At 61.0% G+C, this 6,217-nt stretch carries 4 protein-coding genes and 2 pseudogenes; all 6 read left to right on the forward strand.

The annotated features are described in order from the left end of the window. Nucleotides 1-572, forward strand: a pseudogene (locus tag WCA85_RS01275) (PTS glucitol/sorbitol transporter subunit IIB); the annotation flags it as partial. 19 nt (nt 573-591) lie between these two features. Beyond that, the gene (locus WCA85_RS01280) at nt 592-969 is read left to right on the forward strand and encodes a PTS glucitol/sorbitol transporter subunit IIA (protein ID WP_424061226.1); all 378 of its coding nucleotides are present in this window, start codon (nt 592-594) and stop codon (nt 967-969) included. Between the two features lie 85 nt (nt 970-1,054). After that, the gene (gene ptsP, locus WCA85_RS01285; RefSeq protein WP_424061227.1) at nt 1,055-3,049 is read left to right on the forward strand and encodes a phosphoenolpyruvate--protein phosphotransferase; all 1,995 of its coding nucleotides are present in this window, start codon (nt 1,055-1,057) and stop codon (nt 3,047-3,049) included. 107 nt (nt 3,050-3,156) lie between these two features. Beyond that, nucleotides 3,157-3,288, forward strand: a pseudogene (locus WCA85_RS01290) (glutathione S-transferase family protein); the annotation flags it as partial. Between the two features lie 97 nt (nt 3,289-3,385). Then, a complete protein-coding gene (locus tag WCA85_RS01295) occupies nt 3,386-4,075 on the forward strand; it encodes a FadR/GntR family transcriptional regulator (protein WP_424061228.1) in 690 nt (229 codons plus the stop codon). A 165-nt stretch (nt 4,076-4,240) separates the two neighbouring features. Further along, nucleotides 4,241-5,179: a dihydrodipicolinate synthase family protein gene (locus WCA85_RS01300; protein ID WP_424061229.1), complete on the forward strand. Its 939-nt coding sequence runs from the start codon at nt 4,241-4,243 to the stop codon at nt 5,177-5,179. Nucleotides 5,180-6,217 lie beyond the last annotated feature (1,038 nt).

Consider the following 6,217-nt stretch of genomic DNA (forward strand, 5'->3'; position numbering starts at 1 on the left):
GTGCCGGCACCGCGTCGCGCGCGGCGGAGGAAAGCTCACGCGGCGTGATCGGCTTCATCACATCGATCGGGCGCGGCATGGGTGGCGTCGTCAATGTGCTGTTCAACAGCGGTCGCAAAGCCATCGACACGGTGATTCGCAACGTGCTGCCGTTCATGGCCTTCGTGACCATGCTGATCGGCGTCATCAACTCGACCGGTATCGGCACGGGTCTCGCGCATCTGCTCTCGCCGCTCGCCGGCAACATCATTGGCCTGATCGTGCTGTCGGCTATCTGCGGGTTGCCGTTCCTGTCACCGGTGCTTGGCCCGGGCGCGGTGATTGCCCAGGTGATCGGCGCGGCGATTATTGGACCGGCTATCGGCAACGGCACGATTCCACCGGCGATGGCACTGCCGGCGCTGTTCGCTTACGACACACAGGTGGGCTGCGATTTCGTGCCGGTGGGCATGGCACTCGGTGAGGCCAAGCCGGAAACTATCCGCATCGGCGTGCCAGCTGTTCTGATCAGCCGGCAGATCATGGGGCCCATTTCGGTGCTGATTGCGTGGGCCGCGAGCTTCGCTCTTTAACTGGTGAGATGAGACGAACATGCATTACTACAAGACGGTGATTTCAGAGGTGGGCCCCGAGGTGCGGGACCTGCTGGAGGGCGGCGTGCTGATCCTGTACGCGGATGGCGCGCCGCCCGAACTGGCCGAGGTGTCCGTGCTGCACCGCGCCGAACAGGCGCATGCCGAGGCGCCGCGTCAGGGCTCGCAACTGCGCATCGGCGAGGTTAGCGCGTTGGTTACCGCAGTCGGGCCGACCGCGTGGCACAAGGTACATGAAATGGGCCACGTGGTGATCAATTTCAACGGTTCGAACACCGCCGAACGGCCAGGTGAAATCTGCGCGCAACCCGTCGATACGGAGGCGTTGCTCGCCTGTATTCGCAGTGGCACGTTGATCGAGATCGTCGATCTTTGAGGCGGGCGTGGTCGCGCCTTGTGCGGCTCCCGCTGTGTTTGCTGTGGTGACGTCTGTTGACTGCTTTACATGAGAAGGTCTTGCCATGCTTGAAACCGCAATCGTCGTCAAAGTGAATGAAGGTCTGCACGCACGGCCGGCCACGCAGTTCGCCAAGCTCGCGAAAGAGTTTTCCTGTTCGTTGCAGATCTTTCGTGGCTCAACGTGTGCCGATGCAAAAAGCGCCGTCAAGCTGATGCTGCTCGGCGTCAAGCAAGACGATCAGATTTTGCTGCGCGCAGATGGTTCGGACGAAAGCGATGCGGTGCGCCGGTTGCTGCAGTTTTTGACGGAGCCGACGGCGGGCGTGACGCTGGCGAAGCCTGACGGTGCAAACGACGGCACGAATGGCCATGGCGCCGGCAAAGCTGAGGAGGCAGAGGCGGACGTGCCCCGAGCGGAAAGCGGCCCTGTGGGATGCGAAGCGGTGGTTGAGCCGTCGCTTCGCGGCGTGGCGGCGAGCGAAGGGCTCGCGTGCAACAAGGCCTTCGTCTATTTGCCCGAGGAGTTGCGCGCCACGCGGCAGTGTATTGACCTGTCCGAAGTGGAGGGGGAGCTGGAGCGGTTTGGCACGGCGTTTCGCGAGTCGATTGCGGCACTCGATCAGCAGTTCGAAGCAATGGGCCAGCATGACGATATCGTCGAGGCACTCGCGGACGTCGCGCAAAGCGATGAATTTTCCGGCGCTGTGAAGCAGAAGATTGCCACAGGCCTGGATGCTGCCGCGGCGACCCTTCAGGTGGGCGGAGAGCTGGCTGCGGCCTTCCTTGCCATGGACGATGAGTATTTGCGCAGCCGTGCCGACGACATCCGGGGTATCACGCGCCAGGTGACGCTGCGCTTGCTGGGCAAAGACGATGTGAGCCTCGCGACCCTCGACCAGCCCTGTGTCGTGCTAGCCGCTGATCTGACCGCACTCGATTTTGCCCGCGCACGCGTATCTAACATCGTGGGGCTCGTGTGTACCAAGGGCAGTGCAACGTCGCACCTGGCGATCATGGCTCGTGCGCATGGCATTCCCGCTGTGCTCGGCTTGCCGGTCGAGGAAGCGCGTTTGCGCGAAGCGACATCTGTCGCGCTCGATGGCGGGCGTGGGCAGGTGTGGTTCGATCCATCGCCCGAATTGCAGGCTGATTTTTCCGCTCGGATTGCGCAGGACCGGCGTCGTCACGCCGCCTTGAGCGTGTATCGCGATGTGTCGCCCGTCACGAGCGACGGTCGGCACATCGAAATCGCGGCCAACCTGGGTTCATTGGCGGAGATCGACGCCGCGCTCGAAGCCGGCTCGATGGGTGTGGGTCTGTTCCGCACGGAACTACTCTTCATGGATCGCCGTACGTTACCCGACGAGGACGAGCAGTATGCGGTCTACAGCCGTCTCGCCGAGGCTTTTCAGCCGCGCGCCGTCGTGATCCGCACGCTGGATGTCGGCGGCGACAAGCCGGTGCCGGGCATCGTGTTTCCCCACGAGGACAATCCTTTCCTCGGCTGGCGCGGCGTGCGCATGTGTCTGGACCGTCCCGATGTGTTCAAGCCGCAATTGCGTGCGTTGCTGCGTGCGGCGACGCAGGGCAATGTGCACGTCATGTTGCCGATGGTGGACGATCTGGATGAGATCCACCGCGTAAAAGAACTGCTGACGATTTGCGCGCAGGAGTTGACGCGGGAAGGCGTGGCTCATGGGGTGCCGAAGCTCGGCATCATGGTCGAGACGCCGGCGGCTGCACTGACAGCGGATTTGCTGGCGCCGGAAGTGGACTTCTTCTCCATCGGCACCAACGACCTGACGCAGTATGTGATGGCGGTCGACCGCGTTAATCCCACGCTTGCGAGCCTCTACAGAACGGACCATCCAGCGGTGCTGCGGGCCATCGGCATGGTTTGCGATGCCGCGAAGAAGGCAAATATCAGCGTGGCCGTGTGCGGTGAAGCGGCAGCGCGGCCAGAGATGATCCCGATCCTGGTCGGATTGGGGGTCAACGAGTTAAGTATGAGTCCCTCATCGGTGCTGCGCGCGAAGAAGATTGTGAGCGAGCTGTAATTTGGGTTCCTTCAGACGCTTGTCGAAAAGTGCCGGGTGGTGATGCCCCGCCGCCGAGCGTCCGATCGCATGCCTGCTTCGTACCTGAATGGAGGCACCCTCCTGGCATGTTGACCATCCACCATCTGCGTAAATCGCAGTCTGAACGAATCGTTTGGCTTTGCGAGGAACCTGGCATTCCATATGAATTGACGCGCTATGAGCGTGAGCCGGTGACGCGGCTCGGACCTCCTGAAGTTTTTCCTCGGCAATAAACTTGTCAACCACTGTGCGTTTTTGGCAAAATTGGTCGTACAATCACGCGTCGATGTGACAACTTCCGACTCTTCCTCTGCCATGAACGAAAACAAATCGCCCGGCATGTCAGGACGGGTCTACAGCGATATCCTGACTCGCATCATTGAGGGCGAGTATCGGGAAGGGGATCGCCTGCCGAGTGAGCACAGCCTGGCCGAGCGCTTCGAAACCTCGCGGCCAACCGTGCGCGAGGCGCTGGCCCAGTTGCGGGCCGACGGCATCATCGCGACCCGCCAGGGTTCGGGCACAACGGTCAGGCGGCGGCCCGATCCTGATCTGCGCCGCTTCGCTCCCCTTGAGACCCTGTCGGATATCCGGCGCTGCTACGAATTCCGCGTCATGACGGAGGTGGGCGGTGCGTCGCTCGCGGCGCTGAAGGCCGATGAAACCGATCTCACCGCCATTGCCCACGCCTGGGAGAGTCTTGAGCAGGTGATCGAAACCGAAGGCATTGGCGCGCGGGATGATTTCGCGTTCCACCTCACGGTGGCGCGAGCCTCGAAAAACCAGTTCTTTATTACCGCGCTGTCCTTCATTCGCGAGCAGATCGAATTCAGCATGGACTTGTCGCGCAAGCTTTCGCTGGCCAAGTCGATCGAGCGGCAGCGGGTCGTCCAGCAGGAGCATCTTGCTGTGCTCGAAGCCATTAGGCGGCGCGATCCAGAGGCCGCGGAACAGGCAATGCGGGTGCATCTGCAGCGCGCAATGGAACGCATGGTGGGCGCATAGCCGAGTCTGTTGGCGGCGAGCAAGCTAAGGCGGCACCCAAAGCGCAAACGCGGATACTGAACTGCAAGTCGTAATTTTTTTGATTTGTCATGTTGTTTGACAACGTGGCGCTGACGGTGCTACCTTTCACCCGTCCGCAATCAAACAATTCCGACAAGAGACCTCATGAACGTGTCCCCTATCGTCGAGAGCGAATTCGCCTCGACCGTGATGGCTGTGCCGCCTCTGGCGCGCCGCGCTGACCTGTCGCCTGACGCCAATGAAAATCTGAAGCTGATCCGGCATATCGAGGCGGGTGGTGTTCGCACGCTTCTGTATGGGGGGAACGCGAATTTTTATCACGTCGCCGTGAGCGAGTACCGGGACTTGCTCGATATGCTCGCGCAAAGCGCGGGTCCTGACACACGGGTCATTCCGGCTATCGGACCGGACTACGGCAAGATGCTCGACCAGGCCCGTATCCTCGCGCAGACCTCCTACCGCACGGCGATGGTGCTGCCGCTCGCCGGCTTTACCACGTCCGAGGGTGTGGAAGCCGGGCTCACGCGGATCGTGGACGCAGCGGGCATTCCGCTCACGCTATACATCAAGAGCGAAAACTACGTCGACGTGGACACGCTTGCGCGACTGGTCGATCGCGGCACGCTGATCGCGGTCAAATACGCCATCGTGCGCGACAACCCTTCGGACGACGCTTATCTGCGACGCCTGTTGCAAAGCGTCAACCCGGCACGCGTGGTGTCGGGAATGGGCGAGCGCCCGGCGCTCGTCCATGTGCGCGATTTTGGGCTTGCATCGTGGACCACGGGATCGGGCTGCATTGCATCGCATGCGGTCACCGCGTTGCTGCGCGCCGCGAAAGAAGCGCGCGACGCCGACGCACAACGTCTCTACGACGCATTCATGCCACTCGAAACACTGCGCGACGAGATTTCGCTGATTCGTGTTTTGCACGATGCCGTGACTTTCTCGGGGATCGCCGACATGGGCGCCATCTTGCCGCTCCTGAGCGCTACACCGAAGGAACACCACGAGGCGGTCGACGTCGCCACGCAGGCATTGCTCGCGTTCGAGCGGGCGTTTGCGGCAGACGCGCGGGCGTAAATCGTCGCAGGGTCGGCAGGGCAGGCGACAACGCGCATTTGCGACGCGAAGTGGTGGGCGCGCGCAGTTGAGCCTGCGCGCTGCCCGCATGCGGCTCGCGCATCCTTTCTAGACACTGCCCGAAGGCCCATTCTTCTGCCTGGTTCGCGGGGCCACCCATTGGCATCGCGTAAAGCCATTGCTCGCGCAACCGACTTCGTCTGCCTGTTGAAGGGTCTGGCCACGGCGGAATTGCGCGCGCGAGTCGCCGAGCCAATGAGCAAGCCACACTTGTCATACCAGTAGAGTGTTTAACATCAGATGTTCAGTGTTTACCGATCTACCACACTCGGGTTTTCCCGATTTACGAGTATAAAACTAATAAAAACAAATGCTTGCGGAGATTTGTCTGAAAGCTTGATGCAATTTTGACCTGTATAGTTGCTTGACATCATTGCCTGTGATTCGGTATGTTCGCTCATCGGACCGCCCCAAGCGGCAAATCTGGCCTGTAATGAACTTCCAGATTGTCCAAATAACAAGATGGCGAGGAGACGGAATGTTCGCTTCGGGTGGGTTGTCAGTCAAATCTCCGGGTGTTGGTATGGCATTCGGTATCAACACGCTCGCCCGTTCAGCGCAGGTCCAATCGCAACTGGCTCATCAAGGCATTGGCAGGCTAGCGCACGAACGCAGCCTGGAAAATGAAGGATTCCTTATGTTGGCGGCGCGATGCGAACGCTAAACCTGGGATCTCCTCGCATCAAGACAACGCATGTCGCCGCCGGCCGCAGCATCTCTGTCATGTCCATCCACGCTGACGTGGCAACGCGCCCCGAATGGACACTGAGGCCCACTCTGTCGATGTTGCCGCGTGGTCGTGGCGTGTGACCGACTGAGGTTTTCTGGAGCAATACGAAGTGAGCACGAAAAGAAAGACCCCCGAAGAACTGCGCAGCCATCGCTGGTATGGCGTGAACGACCTGCGTTCGTTTGGCCATCGTTCGCGCACGGCGCAGATGGGCTACAGCCGCGAGGAATATGCGGGCAAGCCGGTGA

This window comes from Paraburkholderia sp., from assembly GCF_049581445.1.
Classification (GTDB): domain Bacteria; phylum Pseudomonadota; class Gammaproteobacteria; order Burkholderiales; family Burkholderiaceae; genus Paraburkholderia.

What these genes read in the sequence shown, in the direction of transcription:
- WCA85_RS01280 (WP_424061226.1), top strand. Translation starts at nt 592, where the DNA reads ATGCATTACTACAAGACGGTGATTTCAGAGGTGGGCCCCGAGGTGCGG.
- ptsP (WP_424061227.1), top strand. Translation starts at nt 1,055, where the DNA reads ATGCTTGAAACCGCAATCGTCGTCAAAGTGAATGAAGGTCTGCACGCA.
- WCA85_RS01295 (WP_424061228.1), top strand. Translation starts at nt 3,386, where the DNA reads ATGAACGAAAACAAATCGCCCGGCATGTCAGGACGGGTCTACAGCGAT.
- WCA85_RS01300 (WP_424061229.1), top strand. Translation starts at nt 4,241, where the DNA reads ATGAACGTGTCCCCTATCGTCGAGAGCGAATTCGCCTCGACCGTGATG.